The following is a 22,544-nucleotide window of genomic DNA, read 5'->3' as shown; positions in this document are numbered from 1 at the left end:
GGCCACCATCGAGGGATCGGTGCAGGTCGGTGCGCCGACCGTGTCGTACCGCGTCCGTACCGCGCAGGCACCGGGCCGGGCCCCCGCCCGGCCGGGCCCGTACCGCCAGGAGCCATCCGTGCCGCAGCCCCGCCCGTCCACCGGTCGTCCGGTCGGCGGCCCCACGGTCGACGGCCCTGCGGTCGGCGGCCGTGACGTCGGGGACCCGGACGCGGGCCGGCTGGCGCTGCTGCTGGACTCCGCGTTCCTGCTGCTGCTCGCCGCCGCGCTCAGCCGCTACCTCACCCACCACGCCGGGAGTCCCTGGATCCCCTGGGTGATCGGGCTGAGCGCGGCGCTGGCCGTCGCCCAGCCGGCCGCCTCCTGGCTCGACCGCCGCCGCCCGGCCGCGCAGGGGCGTCCGCGCCGGTGGCCGCTGGCGCTGGTGGTCGTGCTCTGGGTGGTGCTGGTGCTGCTCGCGCCGAGCTTCGCCTGGTGCGCCGTCCCGCTGATCTACAGCGCGCTGCGGGCGCTGCCCGCGCGGGCGGCGATCCCGCTGGTGGCGGCGCTGACGCTGCTGGTGGTGATCGCCGAGATCCGGCTGCCCGGCGGCGCGGACGCCACCCTGGTGCTGCTGCCGCCCGCGGTGGCCGCGCTGGCCACCGGCGTCTTCCTGTTCATGGCCCGGCAGGCCGCCCGGCAGCGGGCGCTGATCACCGACCTGGTCCGCACCCGGCGCGAACTCGCCGCCACCGAGCGGCGGGAGGGCACCCTGGCCGAGCGCGAGCGGCTGGCGATGGAGATCCACGACACCCTGGCGCAGGGCCTGTCCAGCCAGCAGATGCTGCTGCAGGCCGCCGAGCGCACCTGGGACGCCGATCCGGCGACCGCCCGCACCCACGTCCGCACCGCCGCCGAGGTGGCCGGCCGGAACCTGGCCGAGGCCCGCCGTTTCGTCCACGACCTCGCCCCCGCCGAACTGGCCGACGGCCGCACCCTCGACCGGGCACTGCGGGCGCTGGCCGAGCGGGAGTCCGCCGAGAGCGGGCTGCCGGTCCGCTTCCACCTGGACGGCACGCCCGTCCCGCTGCCCGCCGCCGCGCAGTCCGCGCTGCTGCGGATCGCCCAGGGCGCGCTGGCCAACGTCCGGGAGCACGCCGGGGCCTCGGCCGCGGCGATCACCCTGTCGTTCCTGGGCGACCAGGCGGTGCTGGACATCGCCGACGACGGACAGGGCTTCGAACCCGCCGCGGCCCGTTCCGGGGGCACGCGCGGCCACGGCCTGCCGGCGATGCGCGCCCGGCTGCGGCAGCTGGGTGGCACGCTGACCGTCGAGAGCACCCCCGGCGAGGGCACCGTCGTCTCCGCCGCGATCCCCCTGGAGCCCCGATGAACGCGACCCCTGTCCGGCTGCTGGTCTGCGACGACCACGCGGTGGTGCGGGCCGGCCTGCTGGCGCTGCTGGCCAGCGCGGGGGACATCGAGGTGGTCGGCGAGGCGAGCACCGGGGAGGAGGCCGTCGCGCTGGCCGCCAAGCTGGATCCGCAGGTCGTGCTGATGGACCTCCAGCTCGGCGAGGGGATCGACGGCGTGGAGGCGACCCGGCGGATCACCGCCGCTCCGGGCGGACCGCACGTCCTGGTGCTCACCACCTACGACACCGACGCCGACATCACCCGGGCGATCGCCGCGGGCGCCACCGGCTACCTGCTGAAGGCGGAGCGGCCGGAGGAGCTGTTCGCCGCCGTGCACGCGGCCGCGCAGGGCCGGACGGTGCTCTCGCCGCCGGTCGCCTCCCGGGTGATGGCGCAGATGCGGGCGCCCTCGCCGCAGCTCACCGAGCGCGAGCAGGACATCCTGGAACAGCTCGCGCAGGGGCTGGGCAACCGGGAGATCGCGCGGGCGCTGTTCATCAGCGAGGCGACGGTGAAGACGCATCTGGGGCGGATCTACGACAAGTTGGGCGTGGACACCCGGGCCGGCGCGGTGGCGGTGGCCAAGGAGCGGCGGCTGCTGCGCTGAGCGGGGGCGCGGCCCGGTCCGCGGGTGCTCGCGGGGCGTTTCGCGGGGGCGTTCGAGGGGTGTTCGCGGGGTGCTCTCAGGGCGTTTCGCAGGGAGCTCGCGGGGTGTTCTCAGGAAGTTCGCGGCCGCTCGGCCCGCCGCTGCGCTGGGCGTTCGCGTGGTGTCACTGTGTGCTGCCATGATGCTCGGAATGTCGGGTTCCAGGTCGGCACGCCTCCGGGCGCCCGACACGTCCCGGGCGGGCACGGCAGTCGTACGGCGCCCTGACGGACCCGTAACCACCTGGTCCGACGGCCGTCGAGCCCGGTCCCGATGGAGGCCGGGCCGGTCTTCAGGTTTGTGGATTTTTCGTGGATCTCACTATTGACAAACCAACCACGCGGTTTGTTAGCGTGGACCAACGACGTCCCCGGAGGTGGGGACTCGCCGGGTCTGTGCGGACCGCCCTCGCCGGAGGGCGTTGGCAGGGGGGAAAACGGCGGGACGGCCGGGGTGTCGGGGGGAGCGGCAGCGCCGAAGCCGCGCGACGAGGCGGCGTGGAGCGGGTTCGGGGGGACTCGCTCCACGCCTCCCCTGGAAGGCCGGGCGGCGGACCCCCGGTCAGATCAGTGCGCTCCAGTACGGGCAGTGCACGTACGGCAGCGGCGCCGGGCCGATGCCGCCCTCCCCGCGCGACAGGATCGGACGCTCAGCGCCCAGCCGCTCCGAGCGGGCCACTCCGGGCGAGTCCGCCACCAGCCCGATCTCCCCGAACTCCCCGACGTTCAGCACCAGCTGGTAGCCGTCCGGAGTTCCGGCCGCGACTCCCGGGCGGTCCCGGCAGGCGTTCACCGAGGTGATCGTCCAGCCGCTCCGCCGCCAGTGCCGCTCCACCGCGCCCACCAGCTCCGCCCGCCGGGCCTGCGAGACGACGGTGAGCAGGTCGCGGCCCCGGGTGACGTACCAGAGCACCTCGGACCCCCGCCCCGGGAGCGGCAGTCGCGATCCCGACCGGGGCGCCGCGTCCTGCCAGACCGGCGTCGGCCGGAGGGCGTCGAGGGTGCCCTGGAGGAGGGTCTCGCAGCGCTCGGCGGCGTCGAGTTGATCGACGGTCGCGCCCGGCACCGGCGCCGCCCACCAGGCGGGCGCGGGCGCCGCGCCACCGCGCCGACCGCCCGGGCATCCGAGGTTCAGTTCGGCACCACCTGACTGCACAGGGCCCTCCGTACTCCCCCGGGCGTTCGACCCGGGCAGGCGTTTCTCCCCTGCATGGACGGCGGCCGGGTGCGGACAGTTCCGGCCCTCACGGTTCCTGCACGAGTGCACTGCACCGCACGGTGCAGTTGGATCACGCGGCCTCGCCCAGGACCCACCGCCCGGGTGGAGAGCGCCCGGAGCACACCGCCGCCCCGGTGGCAAGGCCCGTCGCAGAACGGCCGATTACCGCGCATGGTGATCCCCGTCAAATTGACTGAACGTCAACTTGCGAGGTGACACTGCCCTGTCAGCTTCACCCGCAAGGAGAAGACCATGCGCATACTCTTCACCGGCCCCGCCGCGGCCGGCCACCTCTTCCCCATGGTGCCGACCGCACAGGCACTGCGTGCCGTCGGGCACGAGGTCCTGTTCGCCTCCGGGCACCCGACCGAGCAGCTCCGCTCCGCGGGCTTCCCGGTCATCGAGATCGGCGACGGCCGGAGCCTGCGGGAGCTGTTCGAGGAGCGGACCGGCGGCAAGCTCGAATACGTCAACCAGGACAAGACGCAGGAAGAGATCTACGACATGGCGGCCGCGATCTTCGCGCACGCCTCCCGCCCCTCCGTCGACCACCTGCTGGAGGCCGCTGGAGACTGGGGCGCCGACCTGCTCGTCCACGACTCCTTCCACGCCGCTCCCCCACTGGTGGCGGCCCGCCTCAAGGTCCCGTCGGTGGTGCACAACTTCGGGGCCAGCCCCGGCCTCCCGATGGTCGGCCTGATCGCCTCCCACGTCTCCGACCTCTACGCGAAGCACGGTCTGGAGGGACCGGCCGACTCCACCGCGCTCAACGTCGGCCCGCTCGGCGGCGACCCGACCGGCCTGTCGATGCGCTACGTCCCGTACAACGGCGGCGGGCTGGTCCCGCCCGAGTTCCTCCGGCCCGCCGACCGCCCGCGGATCGTCGTCACCCTGGGCACCGTCCTCGCCGAACTCGACGGCGTCCGGGCGGTCGTGCGACTGGTCGAGGCGGCGGCCGCGGTCGACGCGGAGTTCCTCCTCGCCGTCGGCGGCGCCGACCTCACCCCGCTCGGCACCCTGCCGGCCAACGTCCGCGCGCTGCCCTGGGTCCCGCTCAACGAGCTGCTCAGTCGCGCCGACGCGCTGATCCACCACGGCGGTTCGGGCACCATGCTGACCGCGCTGCAGGCCGGGCTGCCCCAGCTGCTGCTCCCCCAGGGCGCGGACCACTTCGCCAACGCCGACGCCCTCACCGCCACCGGCGCCGCCCTGCGCTCCGCCTCCGACGCCGTCGACTCCGCCCTGCTCGACCGGCTGGTCAACGACACCGGCCTCCGCGAGGCCGCCCACCGCCTCCGCTCCGCCAACGCCGACCTCCCCACCCCCGCCGCCCTCGTCCCCACCCTCGAATCCCTCACCACCCGCTCCTGATCCTCCTTCCCCGCCCCAGGCAGGGCCGCCTCTCCACCGGCCCTGCCCGGGGCGCCGCCGTCGACGAGCTCGCCCAGCCCTCGCCGGCGCCGGTGGACCGATGTCCGTGGAGGTGCCGCGCACGAGCCCCGATCCGTACGCCCCGAAGGCGCCGCCCGCGCGCCTCCGGACGGTCGGCCGTCCCTTGCCCGGCCGATTGGTCTAGTCCAAACTGATCGTCAGCCGAAGCCTCGCGGAGTCGGCCGCGCACCACCGCGTCTCCCTGAAGCCCGATGAAGACCGACGAAGCGATCCGGCGACGAAGCCGTCCGGCGACGAAGCGATCCGGCGACGAAGCGACGAACACCGCGATCCACCACGGAAGGGTCCGAGCAGTCATGGAAGAGCGCTTGGCCGACCACTCTGCGGCGGCGCCCCCGCAGATCCAGGACGGTCCCACCGGGGAGCCGGCGATCTGGTCCCGCAACTTCGGGTACTACTTCACCGCCCGCAGCGCGGGCCTGCTCAGCTGGGCCATGCTGCCCGTCGCGGTCTCGGCCGGCCTGCTCAGCGGCGGGTACGGCCTGAACAGCGCCGGCTACTCGATGGCCTTCCTGATAGGCCCGTTCGCCGGCCTGGTGCTGTTCGGCGGGGTGCTCGCCGACCGGTTCACCGCCCGCCGGATGATGATCGGCGCCGACCTGACGAACCTCGTCGCCCACGTGCTGCTCGCCTTCCTGTTCATCCACGGCATCGACCACCTCTGGCAGCTGTACACGCTGCTGGTGGTGGCCGGCACCGCCAACGCGATGTTCCAGCCGGGCGCCTCCTCGACCGTCCCCCTGGTCTCCCGGGACGTACAGGGCGCCAACGGGGTGCTGCGCACCTCCGAGGCGCTCACCGGCCTGGGCGGCCCGGCGCTGGCCGGCGTCATGGTCGGGCTCGGGGCCACCGGCTGGGTCATGGTGATCTCCGCCGTCGCCTACGGGACCAGCGCGGTCTGCCTGTTCGCGCTCCGCCTCGGGGTGGTGCCCGCCCCGCCGGCCGGCGAGAGCCTGTGGCGCAACCTGGCCGTCGGCTGGCACGAGTTCCGCTCCCGCAGCTGGCTCTGGGGCGTGATCGTGATCTGGATGGTCTACGCCGTACTGTCCTGGGGGCCGCAGCTGTCGGTGGCCGCCAGCGTCATCGTGCCCGAGTACGGCGCGACCGCCTTCGGCCTGGTCAACTGCGCGCTGGGCGCGGGCACCGTGGCCGGCGGTCTGCTGGCGATCCGCTACAAGCCCGCGCGGCCGCTCGCCGCCGGGGCGGTGGCGATGACGGCCTACCCGCTCTACCCGCTCGGCATCGTGCTCGGCGCGCCGGTCTGGGTGCTCGCCGCCGCCCAGGTCGCGGTCGGGGCCGGGATGGGCGTCTGGGGCGTCATGTGGGCCACCAGCGTGCAGACCCAGGTGCCGGGCGAGGTCCTCAACCGCGTGCACGCCTACGAGGTCGCGGGCTCCGTCGGGATGTACCCGATCGGCAGCGCGCTCGCCGGCCCCGCCGTCAACGCCTTCGGCACCGACCAGGTCCTGGTGGTCGGCGTCGTGGTCGCCCTGCTCACCGCCGCCGCCCTCCTCGCCGCCCGCCCGATCCGCACCCTGGGCCGGGTTCCGGCCCGCACCTGAGCGAGGTGGCGCCCGCGTCCGGACGCCCCTCGGCCCCCGCGCACCACGCGCCCCCGGACGGTCCGCACCCCTGGTGCTCAACTTCCGCCGTGCCCCTTCAGATCGGCGTACTTGACCACCTGGTAGGTCAGCACGCCCAGCCCGGCGAATTCGACCGCGGACACGGCGATCAGCCAGCCCGCGTTCCCGCCGTGGGCCCAGAAGAGGCCGATCGCCACGAACGAGGAGAGGCAGAACACCAGCAGGTCGGCCGCCAGTTGCAGGTACTTCCGGCTGACCCGCCGGTCGTCCGTGCGGTGCGCGACCTCCCAGCCGAACAGCACGTGCCGGCCCTCGACCACGTCGGCGACACGGGGAGCCAGCTCGTCGCGGACGTACTGGCCGATGGCCGAGATCTTGTGGTCGTTGACCAGGTAGGTCCAGCCGAGAAGGAACGTCACGGGGGGCAGCAGCAGGAGCCGTTCCGGATGCCCGTCCGACTGGAGGGTGGCCGCGAGGACGGCGGCCAGCGAGGCGAGTGTGGCGTAGATGAGGTTGTCCCGGAACCCGATGCGCTGCTTCTGCTCGTCCTTGAGGCTCGTGTACTCGGCCAGCAGGACCTGCACGGAGACGCTCTGCTCCTGAGGTGTCACTGCCCCTCCCCATCCGACACCGGCGGAGGGTCCATCCTGCCCGACCAGGCGTTGACGGGTCCAGGTGTCCGATCCCACTCGCGGTCTCGCCCGTCCCTGACATCGCGTGCGACATCTATAGTATGACGCTATGTCAGGACTGGCGGACTACCGGGTGCGGGTGGCCCGTGCGCGGGTCGCGGGCTACATCCCACCGACCTTCCACACCACGGAAGTCGGCAGTGACGACCAGGCCGAGACGACGCAGAAGTCGTACCGATGGCTCCTCGACCAGCTGGCCGAGTGCCCGCCGCGGACGTACCTGGTCGACGGCGTGGCCGGCAGCGGGAAGAGCACCCTGGTCACGCACATGGCGACCGACCTGCTCGCCGCCGACGTGGCCTGCGTCCGGGTCAACCGCGAGACCCTGTCGCAGGGCATCGACCTGCTCGGCGATCCGGAGAAGTTCGGCAGGGCCATGCGCCCGGCGGAGGTGGACGAACGCCTCTGGAAGTCACGGCTCAAGCACCGCAAGTGCGTCTACCTCATCGACGCCATCAACGAGTTGGAGGGCGAACTCGGCGCGGCGGAGATGCGGTTCGTCCGCCTCCTCCTGGACGGTTCGCACAGCTACCCCGTCCTGGCCACGTCGCGGACCGAACCGGACCAGCTGGGTTCGGCGGACCTGCGCTTCGTCAAACGGCTTTCCATCGCTCCGCTGACGGACGCGGAAGCCGGCGGGTACCTGCGGGATCGCGGCCTGGACCCGGGCTCGTCCGTCAAGGAGATCCGCGCGGCCGGCATGGACGGCGCCATCTGGAACCCGCTCCTGCTGTCGCTGCTGGCGGATCTCCTGCACACGAAGGCCTCCGACACGTCGACCGAAATACCCCGGTCCCGGGCCGAGTTGCTGCGCTCCACCATCCGCCGTGGCCGCAAGCCCCGGCACGCCGCCCCCGCGGTGGACCGCCTGAGGGGACAGGGACTGCACCTTGAGTCCGTGCTGTGCGCCGCGACGCTCGTGGTGGCGGCCGGCCGGAACGACGGCAGCTTCTCCCGCAACGACCTCCGGGCGATCCTCGACCAGGTCTGGGACGACCAAGCCCTGCTGGACGAGCTCATCGAGGAGTTCCTGAACACCCAGATGGTGGCGGCCGGTCCGACCGACCTCCGCGGGGACCAGCCCTATCGGCTGCTGCACCAGTCGATCGTCGACTTCGGCCTGGCACTGGGCTGGCAGAACACGGACCCGCCGCCGCTGGCCTTCGACCTCGACCAGTGCATCGGCGACTGGCTGGGGCTCCAGGAGGACACCGACCGCGCGGTCTCGACCCTGCTGGAGCACATGGACCACCTGCGTCCGAGCGTGCTCCTCGATGTGGTCATCGCCAACCGCGGGCGGCTGTCGGAGGAGTCCCGAAGACGGCTCTGGCAGAGCCTCGGCAAGTTCTTCCGCAGCGGCCGCAGAGGACGGGACGACCTGGCGAGGTCGCTGGGCCGGGCTCCCTACAGCGTCGTGCAGGAAGGGGTGGAGTACGGACTCCTGGACGAACTCTGGTTGAAGGACCCGCAGATGCTCCCCCATGTCCTCGAAGCGCTGCGCCAGGAATCCCTGACACCGGAACACCTCCAGCAACTGCGGCGCCGCAAGGAGCGATCGGACCGGGAGCAGGGCGAGACACGGGCCCCCGTCTCGGTCTGGGCCGCGCCCTCCGACGGCCTGGTGCTCACACGCCGCAGGGCCCTCGCCGAGGACCCGGACCCGGCCAAGCGGGTCAGGGCCGCGTTCTGGCTGGCCCGCCACTGCCCCGACGACGCGGTGGCACCACTCAGCACCGTCCTGGCGACGGACACCCAACCCGAGGTGCGGGGCGCCGCGGCCACCGCGATGGGGCACCTCGGGAACGCGGACGCCGGGCCCGCTCTGCGGACGGCGCTGGAGAGCGACACCGTCGCCTCGGTGAGAGGAGCCGCGGCCACCGCACTGGGCCTCCTCGGGGACGTGAGTGCCGGGCCCGCGCTGCGGACGACGCTGGAGAGCGACACGGGCGCCTCGGCGCGGGGAGCCGCGGCCACCGCACTGGGCCGGATCGGAGACCGGGGCGCGATCACCGTCCTGACGGCGGCGGTCGAGGCGGACGCCATGTCCAGGGTCCGGGGCGCGGCCGCGAGCTCCCTGGGGCGGCTCGGGGACGCCGCGGCCGCCCCCACCCTGCGCGCGATCATCGAGAATCCGGAGGAGACGTTCAACACCCGGGGCGCCGCCGTGTGGGCTCTCGGCGCGGTCGTCTCCGATCCTCAGCTCTGGCTGATCCCCTGCGCCGAGAGCGCCCACAACCACAACGGGCCCGACCTGAAATCAGCGAGGATCTTCCGCGGGGCGATCGTCAACCTCCTGGCCCGACAGGCCTCGAACGAGGACGTCCGGCACTGGCTCAACCGGGTCGCCCGCAACGACACCGACCATCTGAACCGGACGGCGGCGGTCAGGGGGCTGTCCCTCGCCCACGTCATCAGCAACGAGCTGATCCGGTTCCTGATCGACCCCGACAAGCCCCGCGACGACGGCCGGAGGCGGGACACCGACAACGGCGTGCTCGGCGTCACGGGTGCCGCGGTCATCGAGATGTTCGGCTACGACCCGGTACGCGCCAACCGCCTGGTTCCATCGGTGGTGGAACTGCTGACCGATCCGGTCACCTGGAGCCACACGGTCAGCGCGGTGCTCTATCCACTGCCGACACTTCCGCTGGACGTCTCCCAGCGCATCATCGGGCAACTGGAGGAGGCGGCCGAGTCGAGGCCGGACAGCAACCAGTACCTCCAACCGCGGCTGGCGGTCCACCGGAAGATCAATCAACGGCGGCAGGACGTGGCCGCGGACATGCGGCGCCTCAGAGAGAGACCCGAGGAGATCATGAGGGGATTCCGGAGCGCCGCACAGCCTGCGGCGCGGCCCGAGGCGGAAAGGCCGGGGGCCTCATCCCCGGAACCGGAGTACGACGTCGCCGTCATCACCGCGGTCTCGGTCGAGTGGACCGCGCTGAGGCGACAACTGCGCACGCAGGAGATCCAGGAGACGACGATCCAGCGGAACGGCCGCTACTACAGCGCGTTCACCCTGGAGGGAAGCCAGGGACCGGTCCGCGTCATCGCGGCCCAGTCGACGGACAAGGGAGGCCAGTCGGCGGCCGCCCTGACCCGGGACATGATGGCCGACTTCGGCTGCACGCTGGTGCTACTGGTCGGCGTCGCCGGTGGATTCGCCCAACGCGGGGTGGAGCTCTACGACGTCCTGGTCGGGAAGACCGTCCACAACTACGACCCCGAACGGATCCAGGCCGGCGGCGGCGGAGAACGCCCGCAGTCCTACAAAGCGGACGCGCAACTCATCCGCCTGGTGCAGCACCTGCACGCGGGCGCCGAATTCGAGACGGCACTCGAAGGCCGCGCCCTTCACGTGAAGGACTACGCCAGCGGCGAGAAGGTGATCGCCTGGGAGGACGCGCCACTGCGCCAAACCCTGCTCTCGATGTCCACCGACGTCTACGGAATGGAGACCGAAGCCCACGGAGCCATGCACGCGGTCTGGGAGACGAACAAGCCCGCCGCGCCCGTGGGCGCGGGCATCATCAAGTGCATCAGCGACCTCGGCGACGAGGCGATGCGGGAGGACAAGGAGTCGAAGCAGCAGCACGCCGCGACCATCGCCTCCCGAATCGCCCTCCAGGTCCTCGCGGAATTCCACCGCCCCTAGCCGGTCCGGACAACAAAAAAGCCGCAGGTCAGATGACCTGCGGCTTTTACCACTGGAGCGGGCGACGAGAATCGAACTCGCGCTCTAAGCTTGGGAAGCTCATGTTCTACCATTAAACTACGCCCGCTTGATGAGCAGTCAGAAACCGCTCGATCCGGTTTCACTGTACCCCATCCGCGACTGTGGTTGCACAGGTGATGCCGGGACGTGGTGGAGCGGGGTGGGGGTGGGTGGGGGGCGTACTGTGTGGGCCGCGTGCGAGTGCTCCGGTGGAGTGGGGGCGGGGCGGCGAGCCACGGTGAGGAATGTCCGGAACATCCCCTAATGTGTCGCTGTCCCGGGGCCTGGCCGCCGGGGCGCGATGAGTACGGGTGAGTACTGGGTTAGGGATGGGAAGGGGATCGATGGAGCAGCGCGCCGTCGTTCGTTGTGCCGAGGGGCACCTGTTCAGCACCACCACGTTCCCGATGCAGAACCTCGGTCCCGGGCGGCTCGGGCCCGGGCGGTTGATCCGCTGTCCGCAGTGTGGACGGCTCCGGAGCTCGGTGCTGGCCGACGTGCAGGAGCTGTCCGGGCCGCAACTGGCGCGGGCGATGCGGTTGGAGGCCGCGGAGTTCCTGGCCTGACGGCCGACGGAAGGAGGGCGGGGCCCCGGGCGGATTCGTCCGGGGCCCCGTCGTGCACGTAACCTCGAAGGCGTGCTGCTCTCTGACAAGGACATCCGGACCGAAATCGACCTGGGCCGGGTCTCCATCGACCCGTTCGACCCAGCGATGATCCAGCCGTCGAGTATCGACGTGCGCCTCGACCGCTTCTTCCGCGTGTTCGAGAACCACAAGTACCCGCACATCGACCCCTCCGAGGAGCAGCCGGACCTGACCCGGCTGGTCGAGCCGGAGGGCGACGAGGCGTTCATCCTGCACCCCGGCGAGTTCGTGCTGGCCTCGACGTACGAGGTCATCACGCTGCCCGAGGACGTGGCCTCCCGGCTGGAGGGCAAGTCGAGCCTGGGCCGCCTGGGCCTGCTCACCCACTCCACGGCCGGCTTCATCGACCCCGGCTTCAGCGGCCACGTGACGCTGGAGCTGTCGAACGTCGCGACGCTGCCGATCAAGCTGTACCCGGGGATGAAGATCGGGCAGCTCTGCCTGTTCCGGCTGTCCTCGCCGTCGGAGCACCCGTACGGCTCCGAGCGCTACGGCTCGCGCTACCAGGGCCAGCGCGGCCCGACGCCGTCCCGCTCGTACCTGAACTTCCACCGCACCAAGGTCTGACCGCAGGGCCCACGGAGCGCACGCACGACGGGCGGCCACCCCTCACCGCGAGGGGTGGCCGCCCGCGGCGTTGTCAGGCCCGCTCGGGGCTGGTGACCGCGACCAGCTCGGTGCCGTCCTCGGACAGCCGCAGCTCGGCGCGCAGTTCGGCGAGCTCGCCGAGGTGGTGCAGGTGGGTGCCGCCGCAGGAGATCCGCGCGCCGCCCTCGGGAAGCTCGCAGTGCCACTCGCGGCGGGCGGTGAGCTCGGGGCCGGGCACCTCGATGCGGACCGGGGCGTCGGCCGCGACCCAGGCGGCGAGCCGCGCGTTGACGGCCTCGGTGAGGGCGGGCAGGGCGTCGGCGAGGGCGGGGAACTCCTCGGTGGCGTCCACCGTGAAGCCCTTCTTCTTGAGCGACTTGCCCAGCCGGTAGGTGTCCGTGCTGGCCTCGGTGTCCATCACCGAGCTCGCCATGGCGAGGCTGTCGAAGTCGGGGTTGCCGAAGGCGTCCGAGCGGCCCGGGTCCTTGCGCCAGCGCGGGGCGAGCGCGGCGTTGAGGGCGAGCGCGAGCAGGTGGCAGCCGCTGTGCGAGGCGCTGAGGGCGGCCCGGCGCTCGGTGTCGACGGCCAGGACGGCGGTGCGGCCGACGAGGTCGCCGGGGTCGGTGTCGAGGACGTGCAGGACCAGCCAGGACCACTCCTCGTCCCCGCGCCGGACCGGGATCTCGGCGCCGGCCAGCGGCGCGCCGCCCTCCGGGCCGACCGCGCCGGTGAGGCAGTCCACCACGGCCAGCTCGGTGCCGTCGACGGTGAGGGTGCCGAGGTCGGCCGGCTGGTCGGGCCAGGTGTGGTCGAGCGGGTGGAACGGCGTGGCCTCGGTCACCACGGCGTACCGGCCGTCGGCCAGCGGGTGCACCGCGAGCACCGGAGACTCGCCGGTCACCGCCCCGGCCGGGAAGCTGACGTGGGTGGTGGGAAGGGTCATGCCTGGCTCCGGTGCATCTGGGCGGACGAGGGTGGGCGGGCCCGGCGGCGCACCGCCCGGACCCGCCCCCATTCTGCCCGTCGCCCCTCAGCCCAGTGTCGGCAGCTTGATCAGCACCAGCAGCGCGACCAGTTGCAGCGCCGAGGCGGCCGCGGCCTTGCCCCAGGGCAGGTCGTGCACCCGCCGGACCATGACGGTCAGCAGGTACGCGCAGAGCATCCAGGTGGCCCAGCCGACGAGCTGCACCACCGCGCTGCCGGAGGGCAGCACCAGGTCGAGCAGCAGCCGGGGCGCGTCGGTCAGCCAGCCGATCAGCGCGGCCAGGCCGACGGTCGACTTCCAGGGGCCGTCGCCGCCGAGCTGGCGGGCCAGCGCGTAGGTGACCGCGCCGAAGATCCCGCCGGCCAGGGTGAAGCCGATGGCGGCGGCGACCAGGCCGGTCAGCGCCACGCTGAAGGTCGAGTTGACGATGTCGTCGTGGGTCAGGCCTATGCCGAGCACCGCGAGCACGCCGTACAGCATCGAGACGGTGAGCGCGGGCAGCCACACCTGGTGGTCCCGGGTGCGGTCGAAGGTCGCGGCGGGGCTGCGGAAGATGCCGACGAACAGCTCGCGCCACTGCGGTCGGGGCCCGGCGGCGTGCGGGGAGGACTGGCCCCCGGCCCGGTAGACGGTGACGTTGTCCTGGCCGTACGGCGGCTGGGCCTCCTGGCCGTAGGGCGGCTGCTGGTCGTGCCCGTACGGCGGCTGCTGTTCCTGCCCGTACGGCGGCTGCTGCCCGTAGCCCCCGTCGTCGTGGTAGCGGGGCTGCCGGCCGTAGTAGCCGTGGTCCTGCCCGTACGGGTCGCCGGTCGGGAACGCCCGGGTGTTGCCGGGCCGGTCCGCCGCGTACGGGTCGCCGTGGTCGTACCCGTCGCCCGCCGTGCCGCCCGGACCCCCGGCCGGACCGCCCGCCGTCGGGTGCGGGGCCGTGAAGTACTCCGGCCCGTCCGTCCGCCCGTGCCCCCCGGGCGCCCCCGCCGGCGGCGGAGGACCCGGCCACCCGCCCCGCGGGCGGTCGGCGCCCTGACCGCTGTCGTATCGATTACCAGCCACGCTCCGAAGGTACCCGTCCGGCCCAGCGCGCGTCGGCCCCGGACGGAGCCGGGGCCGGTTTGCAGCGAGCCTGAGACGAACGGGTCCGAAAAGCCGCCGTCGGACGCCCCCGGAAGCCGCTACCGCTGTGCGGTGACGGACGGTCCGTGTACGGCCGCGGCCGCCGCGGTGCCGGCCGGGCAGCCGCCCGGGCCGGCCGAGGTGCGCACGGCACCGACCGGCAGCAGGGTGCCGCAGGCGATCCGGATGCCGCTGGGCAGCTCGTTGTCGGACTCCACGATCGCGCCGTCGCCGATCACCGCGCCGTCCAGCGCCGAGCGGTCGCCGACGGTGGCGTAGGCGCCCACGATCGAGTCCTTGACCAGGGTGTCCGGGCCGATCACCGCGCCGGGCAGGATCACGCTGCCCTCGACGATCGCACCGGCCTCGACCACCGCGTCCTCGGAGACCACGGTGCCGCCGCTGAGCACCGCGCCCGGGTGGACGGTGGCACCGGGCAGCAGCAGGGCGTCGCCGGTCGGGCCAGGGACGGCCGGGGAGTCGACCTTGCCGAGCACGAGGTCGGCCGAGCCGCGGACGAAGGCGGCCGGGGTGCCGAGGTCCAGCCAGTACGAGGTGTCGACGACGCCGCGCAGCAGGGCGCCGGTGGCCAGCAGCTCGGGGAAGGTCTCGCGCTCGACGGACACCTCCCGGCCGGTCGGGATGCGGTCGATCACGGAGCGGGTGAAGACGTAGCAGCCGGCGTTGATCTGGTCGGTGACGATCTGCTCCGGGGTCTCCGGCTTCTCCAGGAACTCCAGCACCCGGCCGTTCGCGTCGGTCGGGACGAGGCCGAAGGCGCGCGGGTCCTCCACCCGGGTGAGGTGCAGGGTGACGTCGGCCCCGGCGGCCACGTGGCCGTCGCGCAGGGCGGCGATGTCGACGCCGGAGAGGATGTCGCCGTTGAAGACGAGGACCGGCTCGTCGGGGCCGCAGGTCAGTCCGGTGGCGGCGTTGCGGATGGCTCCGCCGGTGCCCAGCGGCTCGCGCTCGGTCAGGTAGACCAGCTCGATGCCGTACGGGGTCCCGTCCTGGAAGTGGTCCTCGAACACCTCGGCCAGGTAGGAGGTGGCCAGCACGACGCGGGTGACCCCGGCGGCGGCCGCACGGGCCAGCTGGTGCGCGATGAACGGGACGCCTGCCACCGGCAGCATCGGCTTGGGGGTGTGGGTGGTCAGCGGACGCAGTCGCGTGCCCTTACCACCGACCAGCATGATCGCCTCGGTCATGGTCTGCGCTGTTCCCCTTGTGTCTCTGCGGCCCGGCCCGGCGGGCCGATACCTCCGTCGGTGGTCTGGACCCGTCCGGAACGGGTCGACCGGATCGCAGCCGGCCTGGCGCCTACTGTATTTCCTTCCGACCGAATGCCCGTCCGGAGGCTGTGCGATTGGCGTCACCCGCCGTCCACCCGCCGGCCCACCCGGTGTCGGCCGGAGCGCCGAAAGCCCGGCCCGGTGGGCGCGTTGGCGGCGCTCACCGGGCCGGGCAGTTGTAGCAGAACTGTCGAACAGCGGTCGCTACGCGTCCACCGTCGCAGGCTCCTCGGTCCCGGCCGGCGGGGTCGCCTTGACCGAGTCGAGCAGCAGCTGGGCCACGTCGACCACCTTCAGGTGCTCCTTGGCCGCGCCCTCGTTCTTCTTCCCGTTGACCGAGTCGGAGAGCATCACCAGGCAGAACGGGCAGGCGGTGGAGACGATGTCCGGGTTGAGCGACAGCGCCTCGTCCACGCGCTCGGTGTTGATCCGCTTGCCGATGCGCTCCTCCATCCACATCCGGGCGCCGCCGGCGCCGCAGCAGAAGCCGCGCTCCTTGTGGCGGTGCATCTCCTGCTGGCGCAGGCCCGGGACCTTGTCCATGATCTCGCGCGGCGGGCTGTAGACCTTGTTGTGGCGGCCCAGGTAGCAGGGGTCGTGGTAGGTGATCAGGCCCTCGACCGGGTTGACCGGGACGAGCTTGCCCTCGTCGATCAGGTGCTGCAGCAGCTGGGTGTGGTGGATGACCTCGAAGTGGCCGCCCAGCTGCGGGTACTCGTTGGCGAGGGTGTTGAAGCAGTGCGGGCAGGTGGCGACGATCCGCTTGGTCGGGGCGTCCTCCAGCGCGGCGTTCAGCGTCTCGACGTTCTGCGCGCCGAGCATCTGGAAGAGGAACTCGTTGCCCAGGCGGCGCGGGGAGTCACCGGTGCAGGTCTCCTCCTTGCCGAGGATCGCGAACTTGACGCCCGCGGTGTGCAGCAGCTCGGCGAAGGCCTTGGTGGTCTTCTTGGCGCGGTCCTCCAGGGCGCCGGCGCAGCCGACCCAGTAGAGGTACTCGACCTCGGCGGGGTCGATGTCCTCTCCGATCACCGGCACCTCGATGCCGGTCTCCTTCTTGAGCTCCTTGACCCAGTCCAGGCGGGCCTTGGTGGCCATGCCCCACGGGTTGCCCTTGTTCTCCAGGTTCTTGAGCATCGTCCCGGCCTCGGTCGGGAAGTTGCTCTCGATCATCACCTGGTAGCGGCGCATGTCGACGATGTGGTCGACGTGCTCGATGTCCACCGGGCACTGCTCGACGCAGGCGCCGCAGGTGGTGCAGGACCACAGCACGTCCGGGTCGATGACGCCGTTCTCCGCGGCGGTGCCGATCAGCGGGCGCTCGGCCTCGGCCAGGGCGGCCGCCGGGACGTCCTGGAGCTGCTCGGCGGTGGCCTTCTCGTTGCCCTCCGCGTCCTTGCCGCCGCCGGCCAGCAGGTACGGCGCCTTGCCGTAGGCGTGCTCGCGCAGGCTCATGATCAGCAGCTTCGGCGAGAGCGGCTTGCCGGTGTTCCAGGCCGGGCACTGCGACTGGCAGCGGCCGCACTCGGTGCAGGTGGAGAAGTCGAGGATGCCCTTCCAGGAGAAGTGCTCGACCTGGGAGACGCCGAAGACGGCGTCGTCGGCCGGGTCCTCGAAGTCGATCGGCTGACCGTTGCTGGTCATCGGACGGAGCCCGCCGAGCGCGGTGCCGCCGTCCTCCTCGCGCTTGAAGTAGATGTTGAAGAAGCCGAGGAAGCGGTGCCAGGCCACGCCCATCGAGGGGTTGAGGCCGATGGTGATCGCCCACGCGAACGAGATGCAGATCTTCAGCATCGCGAACAGGTAGACCAGGTTCTCCAGCGTGCCGTGCGACAGCCCGCTCAGCGCGGAGACGATCGGGTACGAGACCAGGTGCTCCGGGCCGTACGAGTCGACGCCGGCCAGGGCGCCTTCGAGCGCGCGGAGCATCAGGATGCACAGGCCGATGCCGAGGATCGTGTACTCGACGTAGAAGGCCTGCCAGGCGATCGAGCCGGCGAACCGGGACTTGCGGCCCGACCTGGACGGCAGGCTCATCAGCCGGATCACCATCAGGGTGGCGATGCCCAGCGTGGTCAGGGTGCCGACCAGCTCGACGAAGAGCTGCCAGATCATCCAGTGGCCGATGATCGGCAGTTCCCACTCGGCGTCGAAGAGCTGGCCCATCGCGTTGACGATGGTCAGCACCAGGCTGAAGAAGCCGACCGCGACGAACCAGTGGGCGACGCCCACGATCCCCCAGCGGTTCATCCGGGTGTGGCCGATGAACTCGGTCGCGAGGGTCTTCACCCGCTGGGCGGGCCGCCCGAAGCGGGTGGAGTCCGGCGCACCGGTCAGCACCACCTTGAAGATGTGCCACGCCGCACGGAGGGCGAGCGCGGTGCCGATCACGAAGGTGACCAGCGAGATGACGATCGCTGCTAGTTGCATCGCTCTCCGTCTCCTGCGGCTTGCGGTTGAGCAGTCTCTGCGGTTCTACGGTCTTCGAGTGAGTGTACTGGTCGGTAACTTGCCGGGCCGACGGCCCGGACATTACCGGTCGGCAACAGTTCCCCAGAAGGTTCCCAAGCTATGGCGGCAGTCACTCGACAGTCACGCGGCCACACCCCGGGGTCCCCGCCGACCGCCACTCCCCCGCCCGCCGGGCGACCCCGCTCAGCAAACTTGAGCGACACGCGCTCATAGCTGTTGACGCTCCCGGCCGAGTCGTGCATCCTTGAGCCTGTAAAGCTCAACTCTCCTGTGGAGGTATCTACGATGGCACGCGCGGTCGGCATCGACCTCGGTACGACGAACTCGGTCGTCAGCGTTCTCGAAGGTGGCGAGCCCACCGTCATCACGAACGCCGAGGGCGCGCGGACCACGCCGTCCGTCGTCGCCTTCGCGAAGAACGGCGAGGTCCTGGTCGGCGAGGTGGCCAAGCGCCAGGCGGTCACCAACGTCGACCGCACCATCCGTTCGGTGAAGCGCCACATGGGCACCGGGTGGAAGATCAACCTGGACGGCAAGGACTTCAACCCGCAGCAGATCTCGGCCTTCGTGCTGCAGAAGCTGAAGCGGGACGCCGAGGCGTACCTGGGCGAGACCGTCACCGACGCCGTCATCACCGTCCCGGCGTACTTCTCGGACTCCGAGCGCCAGGCCACCAAGGAGGCCGGTGAGATCGCGGGCCTCAACGTCCTGCGCATCGTCAACGAGCCGACCGCGGCCGCCCTCGCGTACGGCCTGGACAAGGACGACCAGACCATCCTGGTCTTCGACCTCGGCGGTGGCACCTTCGACGTCTCCCTGCTGGAGATCGGCGACGGGGTCGTCGAGGTGAAGGCCACCAACGGTGACAACCACCTCGGTGGCGACGACTGGGACCAGAAGGTCGTCGACCACCTGGTCAAGACCTTCCAGGCCGGCCACGGCGTCGACCTGTCGAAGGACAAGATGGCCCTGCAGCGTCTGCGCGAGGCCGCCGAGAAGGCCAAGATCGAGCTGTCCTCGTCCTCCGAGACCTCGATCAACCTGCCGTACATCACGGCCTCCGCCGAGGGCCCGCTGCACCTGGACGAGAAGCTCACCCGCGCCCAGTTCCAGCAGCTGACCGCCGACCTGCTGGAGCGCTGCAAGATCCCGTTCCACAACGTGATCAAGGACGCCGGCATCTCGCTCTCCGAGATCGACCACGTCGTCCTGGTCGGTGGCTCGACCCGTATGCCGGCCGTCGCCGAGCTGGTCCGCGAGCTGACCGGTGGCAAGGACGCCAACAAGGGCGTCAACCCGGACGAGGTCGTCGCCATCGGCGCCTCGCTCCAGGCCGGTGTCCTCAAGGGCGAGGTCAAGGACGTCCTGCTGCTGGACGTCACCCCGCTGTCCCTGGGCATCGAGACCAAGGGCGGCATCATGACCAAGCTCATCGAGCGCAACACCACGATCCCGACCAAGCGTTCCGAGATCTTCACCACGGCCGAGGACAACCAGCCGTCCGTGCAGATCCAGGTCTACCAGGGTGAGCGCGAGATCGCCGCGTACAACAAGAAGCTCGGCATGTTCGAGCTGACCGGCCTGCCGCCGGCGCCGCGCGGCCTGCCGCAGATCGAGGTCACCTTCGACATCGACGCCAACGGCATCATGCACGTCGCCGCCAAGGACCTCGGCACCGGCAAGGAGCAGAAGATGACCGTCACCGGCGGCTCCTCGCTGCCGAAGGACGAGGTCGACCGCATGCGCCGCGAGGCCGAGCAGTACGCCGAGGACGACCACAAGCGCCGCGAGGCCGTGGAGACCCGCAACTCCGCCGAGCAGCTCGTCTACTCGACCGAGAAGTTCATCGCCGACAACGGCGACAAGCTCCCGGCCGACGTCAAGACCGAGGTCGAGACCGCCATTGGCGAGCTCAAGGAGGCCCTGAAGGGCGAGGACATCGCGAAGATCCGCGAGGCCTCGGAGAAGGTCTCCACCACCGCGCAGAAGCTCGGCCAGGCGCTCTACGCCAACGCCGACGCCGCTGGTGCCGCCGCCGGTGCCGCCGGTGCGGGCGAGTCCACCCAGGCCAAGGACGACGACGTCGTCGACGCCGAGATCGTGGACGACGAGAAGCCCAAGGGCGGTGCGTCGGCATGACGGACAAGCCGCAGGGCGGCAAGCCCGGCGACGACTCCGCCGCCGAGGAGGCCGTGGTCAAGGCTGCCGAGGAGGCCGCGGCGGCGGGTGCCACCAAGGCCGCCCCGGAGGGCGACGAGCTCGCCACCGCCAAGCGCGAGCTGGCCGAGCGCACCGGCGACCTGCAGCGCCTGCAGGCCGAGTACCAGAACTACCGCAAGCGGGTCGAGCGCGACCGGCTGACCGTCCGCGAGATCGCGGTCTCCAACATCCTGGAGTCCCTGATCCCGGTCCTGGACGACATCGGCCGCGCCCGCGAGCACGGCGAGGTGACGGGCGGCTTCAAGTCCGTCGCCGAGTCCCTGGAGACGGTCGTCGCCAAGCTGGGTCTGCAGCAGTTCGGCAAGGAGGGCGAGCCCTTCGACCCGACCCAGCACGAGGCGCTGATGCACAGCTACTCCTCGGACGTCACCGAGGACACCTGCGTGCAGATCCTCCAGCCCGGCTACCGCATCGGCGAGCGGATCATCCGCCCGGCGATGGTGGCCGTGGCCGAGCCCCAGCCGGGCACCCCGTCGACGTCCGCCCCGGACGCCGACACGAAGTCCGCCGAGGACAAGTCCGACGGTGGCTCGGACAGCTGACAACCTGTGACAGCTGACACCCTGTGCGCTGCGGAGTCGTATGCCGGCAAGTCGAGCGGCCGGCTCCGCAGCGCGCTGTCAACGGCGTGCCCTCCGGCCGCTGTTGACAGCGCAGTGACGATGGACATCGGGAGGTGGCGGAAGCCGTGAGCGAGCGCAGCGAGCGAACCATTCAGAGGTGCGCGTACCGCGAATCGGCTGCCAGGTGGAGCGAGGTGGGCGCATGAGTGGCAAGGACTACGTGGAGAAGGACTACTACAAGGTCCTCGGCGTGCCCAAGGACGCCACCGCCACCGAGATCAAGAAGACCTACCGCAAGTTGGCGCGCGAGTTCCACCCCGACGCGAACAAGGGCGACGCCAAGGCCGAGGAGCGCTTCAAGGACATCTCCGAGGCGTACGACGTCCTCTCCGACGAGAAGCGCCGCAAGGAGTACGACGAGGCCCGCAGCCTCTTCGCCAACGGCGGCTTCCGCACCGGCGCCCCCAACACCGGCAGCTACAGCTTCGACTTCGGCGACCTCTTCAGCGGCAGCCAGGGCGGCGGCAGCGGCGGGATCGGCGACGTCTTCGGCGGCCTCTTCAACCGCGGCGGCACCCGGCAGGCCCAGCCCCGGCGCGGCGCCGACGTCGAGACCGAGGTGACGCTCTCCTTCGAGGAGGCGGTCGACGGCGCGACCGTCCCGCTGCGGATGACCAGCCAGGCCCCCTGCCGCACCTGCAACGGCACCGGCGCCAAGTCCGGCACCACCCCGCGGGTCTGCCCGACCTGTGTCGGGGCCGGCACCGTCAGCCGCGGCCAGGGCGCCTTCGCGCTCTCCGAGCCCTGCAAGGACTGCCGCGGCCGGGGCATGATCGTCGACGACCCGTGCACCGACTGCCACGGCAGCGGCCGCGCCAGCTCGGCCCGCACCATGCAGGTCCGCATCCCGGCCGGCGTCCATGCCGACCAGCGGATCCGGCTCAAGGGCAAGGGCGCCCAGGGCGAACGCGGCGGCCAGCCCGGCGACCTCTACGTCACCGTGCACGTCGACCCGCACCCGGTCTTCGGACGCAAGGGCGACAACCTCACCGTGACCGTCCCGGTCACCTTCCCCGAGGCCGCCCTCGGCGGCACCATCGAGGTGCCCACCCTGAACGGTCCGGCCGTGAAGCTCAAGCTGCCCCCGGGCAGCGCCAACGGCCTGACCATGCGTGCCCGCGGCAAGGGCGCCACCCGCAAGGACGGCACCCGTGGCGACCTCCTCGTCACCGTCGAGGTCGTGGTGCCGCAGCACGTCACCGGCGACGCGCTGAACGCCCTGGAGCAGTACCGCGAGGCCACCGCCTCCGACGACCCGCGAGCCGCCCTCTTCCGGGCGGCGAAGGGAGCGTGACGACCAGATGTCCCCGAACCCGATGAACCCGATCGACCCCGACCGCCCGATCGGCCCCGGTCTCGGCGAAGGCCTGCCCGGCGACGCCCCCCGCCGAACCCGGCGTGCCTCGGCCCCGCCGCAGTACGTGCTCACCGAGGACACCCCGGTGTACGTCATCTCGGTCGCCGCCGAGCTGTCCGGCCTGCACCCGCAGACCCTGCGCCAGTACGACCGCCTCGGCCTGGTCTGCCCCGACCGCACCGCCGGCCGCGGCCGCCGTTACTCCGCCCGCGACATCCAGCAGCTGCGGGAGGTCCAGCGGCTCTCGCAGGACGAGGGCATCAACCTGGCCGGAATCAAGCGCATCATCGAGCTGGAGAACCAGGTCACCGCCCTGCAGTCCCGCATCAGCGAACTGGTCGACTCCCTCGACGGCGCGGCCGCCGCCCTCCAGCAGCGCGAGGCCGCCGTCCACGCCTCCTACCGCCGCGACCTCGTCCCGTACCAGCCGCCCACGCCCCAGTCCAGCGCCCTCGTCGTCTGGCGCCCCAAGCGCTGACCGGAACGTCCTCACCAGCCGCCGGCCCCTCCAGTTCGGGGGGTGCCGGCGGCTCGGTGTTGGTGAGAGAGT

At 71.8% G+C, this 22,544-nt stretch carries 16 protein-coding genes, 1 tRNA gene and 1 pseudogene; 11 read left to right on the top strand and 7 right to left on the bottom strand.

Annotated features, from left to right (window positions below; genetic code table 11):
* The first annotated feature begins 118 nt into the window (after positions 1–118).
* A complete protein-coding gene (locus RZ50_RS08755) occupies positions 119–1,372 on the top strand; it encodes a sensor histidine kinase (RefSeq protein ID WP_374199887.1) in 1,254 nt (417 codons plus the stop codon).
* Entirely contained in the window at positions 1,369–2,001 is a 633-nt protein-coding gene (locus RZ50_RS08750; RefSeq protein WP_196951758.1) for a response regulator transcription factor, read from the top strand. The genes RZ50_RS08755 and RZ50_RS08750 overlap by 4 nt, the downstream gene beginning before the upstream one ends.
* Before the next feature lie 600 nt (positions 2,002–2,601).
* On the opposite strand, the gene RZ50_RS08745 is transcribed toward RZ50_RS08750, so the two are convergent.
* Entirely contained in the window at positions 2,602–3,195 is a 594-nt protein-coding gene (locus RZ50_RS08745; RefSeq protein WP_196951757.1) for a hypothetical protein, read from the bottom strand.
* A 315-nt stretch (positions 3,196–3,510) separates the two neighbouring features.
* On the opposite strand from RZ50_RS08745, the gene RZ50_RS08740 reads away from it, so the two are divergent.
* Together RZ50_RS08740 and RZ50_RS08735 are read left to right on the top strand one after the other, a co-directional pair.
* Positions 3,511–4,629 (top strand): nucleotide disphospho-sugar-binding domain-containing protein, encoded by a 1,119-nt coding sequence (locus RZ50_RS08740; RefSeq protein ID WP_196951756.1) that lies wholly within the window; start codon positions 3,511–3,513, stop codon positions 4,627–4,629.
* A gap of 377 nt (positions 4,630–5,006) precedes the next feature.
* Entirely contained in the window at positions 5,007–6,272 is a 1,266-nt protein-coding gene (locus RZ50_RS08735; RefSeq protein WP_196951755.1) for an MFS transporter, read from the top strand.
* Positions 6,273–6,349: 77 nt separating this feature from the next.
* Here RZ50_RS08735 and RZ50_RS08730 read toward each other — a convergent pair whose 3' ends face one another.
* Complete coding sequence (locus RZ50_RS08730) at positions 6,350–6,904, bottom strand: hypothetical protein (RefSeq protein ID WP_196951754.1); 555 nt, start codon at positions 6,902–6,904, stop codon at positions 6,350–6,352.
* Positions 6,905–7,034: 130 nt separating this feature from the next.
* On the opposite strand from RZ50_RS08730, the gene RZ50_RS08725 reads away from it, so the two are divergent.
* The gene (locus RZ50_RS08725) at positions 7,035–10,640 is read left to right on the top strand and encodes a HEAT repeat domain-containing protein (RefSeq protein ID WP_196951753.1); all 3,606 of its coding nucleotides are present in this window, start codon (positions 7,035–7,037) and stop codon (positions 10,638–10,640) included.
* Between the two features lie 53 nt (positions 10,641–10,693).
* Here the strand turns inward: RZ50_RS08725 and RZ50_RS08720 are convergent.
* Positions 10,694–10,767, bottom strand: a tRNA-Gly gene (locus tag RZ50_RS08720).
* A gap of 277 nt (positions 10,768–11,044) precedes the next feature.
* On the opposite strand from RZ50_RS08720, the gene RZ50_RS08715 reads away from it, so the two are divergent.
* Together RZ50_RS08715 and dcd are read left to right on the top strand one after the other, a co-directional pair.
* Positions 11,045–11,266 (top strand): hypothetical protein, encoded by a 222-nt coding sequence (locus RZ50_RS08715; protein ID WP_196951752.1) that lies wholly within the window; start codon positions 11,045–11,047, stop codon positions 11,264–11,266.
* 72 nt (positions 11,267–11,338) lie between these two features.
* Positions 11,339–11,914, top strand: a complete 576-nt coding sequence (gene dcd, locus RZ50_RS08710; RefSeq protein ID WP_196951751.1) for a dCTP deaminase — start codon at positions 11,339–11,341, stop codon at positions 11,912–11,914.
* A 73-nt stretch (positions 11,915–11,987) separates the two neighbouring features.
* Here the strand turns inward: dcd and RZ50_RS08705 are convergent, their stop codons facing one another.
* The 4 genes and pseudogenes from RZ50_RS08705 to RZ50_RS08690 form a co-directional block, all read right to left on the bottom strand.
* A complete protein-coding gene (locus RZ50_RS08705; protein ID WP_196951750.1) occupies positions 11,988–12,878 on the bottom strand; it encodes a metal-dependent hydrolase in 891 nt (296 codons plus the stop codon).
* An 87-nt stretch (positions 12,879–12,965) separates the two neighbouring features.
* Complete coding sequence (locus RZ50_RS30075) at positions 12,966–13,973, bottom strand: Yip1 family protein (RefSeq protein ID WP_196951749.1); 1,008 nt, start codon at positions 13,971–13,973, stop codon at positions 12,966–12,968.
* A 194-nt stretch (positions 13,974–14,167) separates the two neighbouring features.
* Positions 14,168–15,241 (bottom strand): annotated as a pseudogene (locus RZ50_RS08695) (sugar phosphate nucleotidyltransferase); the annotation flags it as partial.
* A 288-nt stretch (positions 15,242–15,529) separates the two neighbouring features.
* Complete coding sequence (locus RZ50_RS08690) at positions 15,530–17,752, bottom strand: (Fe-S)-binding protein (RefSeq protein ID WP_196951747.1); 2,223 nt, start codon at positions 17,750–17,752, stop codon at positions 15,530–15,532.
* A 327-nt stretch (positions 17,753–18,079) separates the two neighbouring features.
* Here RZ50_RS08690 and dnaK point away from each other — a divergent pair, with 327 nt between their 5' ends.
* From dnaK to RZ50_RS08670, 4 genes are all read left to right on the top strand, one after another.
* The gene (gene dnaK, locus RZ50_RS08685; RefSeq protein ID WP_217680319.1) at positions 18,080–19,933 is read left to right on the top strand and encodes a molecular chaperone DnaK; all 1,854 of its coding nucleotides are present in this window, start codon (positions 18,080–18,082) and stop codon (positions 19,931–19,933) included.
* Positions 19,930–20,556: a nucleotide exchange factor GrpE gene (grpE, locus tag RZ50_RS08680; RefSeq protein ID WP_196950603.1), complete on the top strand. Its 627-nt coding sequence runs from the start codon at positions 19,930–19,932 to the stop codon at positions 20,554–20,556. The genes dnaK and grpE overlap by 4 nt, the downstream gene beginning before the upstream one ends.
* Positions 20,557–20,779: 223 nt before the next feature.
* Positions 20,780–21,931, top strand: a complete 1,152-nt coding sequence (gene dnaJ / locus RZ50_RS08675) for a molecular chaperone DnaJ (RefSeq protein WP_196950604.1) — start codon at positions 20,780–20,782, stop codon at positions 21,929–21,931.
* 7 nt (positions 21,932–21,938) lie between these two features.
* Positions 21,939–22,472: a heat shock protein transcriptional repressor HspR gene (locus RZ50_RS08670; protein ID WP_196950605.1), complete on the top strand. Its 534-nt coding sequence runs from the start codon at positions 21,939–21,941 to the stop codon at positions 22,470–22,472.
* Positions 22,473–22,544: the final 72 nt, after the last annotated feature.

Source organism: Kitasatospora sp. SUK 42 (assembly GCF_015776785.2).
Lineage (GTDB): Bacteria > Actinomycetota > Actinomycetes > Streptomycetales > Streptomycetaceae > Kitasatospora.
This window is presented reverse-complemented; position numbering and strand designations above follow the sequence as displayed.